The sequence below is a fragment of the Limnohabitans sp. 2KL-17 genome (assembly GCF_003063415.1).
GTDB lineage: Bacteria > Pseudomonadota > Gammaproteobacteria > Burkholderiales > Burkholderiaceae_C > Limnohabitans_A.
Genome location: NZ_NESK01000064.1, coordinates 1 through 2,030 on the forward strand (window position 1 = coordinate 1; position 2,030 = coordinate 2,030).

Sequence of the window (2,030 nt, forward strand, 5' to 3'; positions counted from 1 at the left end):
CCATACTCCTGGGCGATTTGATTGATGGTCTTCATCCCGCCGAGCGCCTCCAGCCCCACCTTGGCCTTGAACTCCGGCGGATGAACTCTGCGTTTTTTTGATTCAGTCATTGGTAACCCGTTTTTTTTGGATAGTGTCCCACTTAAACACCTGTCCCAAATTCGGGGTCCACTTCAATAAGCCTCTTTTGAAAACCCCGTTCCGAGGACCTTCCCCAATCAACTGAATTTTCATCCACCGATTCCCATGGGTGCTGCTCTCAGATTTTTCTGTTGGGGCCGCGCTTGCGCCTACTCCGCTAACAATTCCAAAGAGGTCGCTGAAGCCTACTGGAATACGTACGAAGCTTCCAATTTGCCCAACCCGATAGCCTTGGCCGTCAATGTAAACAAAGCCAGTAAGTGAGTCTTTCGAAAGCGTGATGCTGACCGTCGTCCCGTTAACGTCTTGGACATCTCCAAGATAGGTTTCTTGGTTAGCCATTGGATAATTCCCGCGTGGAACCAATAATTTTCTGCAAAAAGGTAGTAAGAGCAGAGAAGTCCCCAAGCTTTATTGACTTTCGTAGTTTCCCCTCTTCAATTGGATCTTTTTCCGATATCACAAATTGCAATATGTCAGCATCGGCATCCTCATCATGAGGGGACATCGACCAAGCGCCAAGATTTGTTCCGATGATTGCTTTATCAAAAGTCCAGATGTTTAGATTGTGCTGGCTTTTTGCCAAACGATATGCATTGGGATATGTCTCAATTTTGCCGCCATCCGTGTGATCTTTTTCATAATTGCCAAACATCAAGCCAAGCACCATCGCGGTGGGGTTTGCGCTCAATGCATTGACGATCGTGTCGTTGACATGTTCGTCATTGAAGGAGTAGCCCGACAAGATTAGGAAGGATGACTTCTTGCGTATGAATCTGCTCAATTGATCCATGAGAGCAAGATACGGCATCTTGCGACTTTCTTCATACTTCAAATGAGATGGATAAATAATGTGCGAAGCGTCTTCTTTCACTTCTGAACCACGGTGAACTTGTGCTCGGCCGTTTTCACTTTCTTGAACCCAATTTATCGATCCATGAATTTTCCAAAGCCTTGACCAATGATTTGGAATTTGACTGTCTTCCACAGCACGTAAATCAAAGAAGGATTTCCGGGAACCAACAAAACCATCGAAGTAAGGTACGCCTAGATCTTCAAGAGATTGCTCTGTCAATAGGTCGTAGTTTGTCGTGAATATCTCGACTGCAACTTTTCGGTCGATGGACTTCATCCATTTACCAAGCTTGTGATACGGTGTCTCCTTGTTTGGAAGTTGCATGTTCAATTTGGATACGATGGTTGAGCAGATCTTCCGTTCCAATGCCGTTAGGTCGTTCTGACTCAGACCGCGAACATCCCCGCCTGCAGAAACCAGATATAGGCTTCGAACGAAGCTAAGAGTGTCTTCAATGTTGTTTTTGTTCTTACCGGCTTTAACAAGCTCTCCCAACATGATGGTGTACTTTGGATCAGCCGCAAGTTGTTCATTAACATAGAGCGAGAGATTAGCTACATCCGGAATTAGCGGCCATGCGCCGGCTGGCATTTGTACCGCAAGCGGACATCCGGCAGAAAGAAAAAAACCAATAGATTCATTGTTCTGCGATAGCGATTGACGAAGGTATTTGAGATGCCGGATGGCATTGTGATTGGTGTCCACTTTTCCTACCCTGTTTGTGATTCATTGCTCGACAGGAAGCCGTCAAGCAGAATTTTTTATTCTCAAGTTCACCGAAATTTATTGTGAAGCAATAAATACAGAAAAAGCGCTATTTTTTACCCCCCGGTAATTGCTCCCCCCAAGAGTCCTTCAACCCCATCACCCGGTTCAAAACCGACTTGCTCCTCGCAACTTGATTAACAGGCTGCTGAAATACTCCCATGTTTAGGTCCACGCCGAGCCCCTGAGAAACGTTAATTGTTGAGCAACTACACGGACACATGATGCGCGGCGCTGACACCTTCACCGAGAGCCTTTTCACGATGCG

Annotated in this window: 2 protein-coding genes; both read right to left on the bottom strand. The window is 46.2% G+C overall.

Annotated features, from left to right (window positions below; genetic code table 11):
- Positions 1-102: 102 nt before the first annotated feature.
- Positions 103-483 (bottom strand): hypothetical protein, encoded by a 381-nt coding sequence (locus tag B9Z45_RS16520; protein WP_199221936.1) that lies wholly within the window; start codon positions 481-483, stop codon positions 103-105.
- Positions 476-1,702 (bottom strand): SIR2 family protein, encoded by a 1,227-nt coding sequence (locus tag B9Z45_RS16525; RefSeq protein ID WP_108408285.1) that lies wholly within the window; start codon positions 1,700-1,702, stop codon positions 476-478. Before B9Z45_RS16525 ends, B9Z45_RS16520 begins: the two co-directional genes overlap by 8 nt.
- Positions 1,703-2,030: the final 328 nt, after the last annotated feature.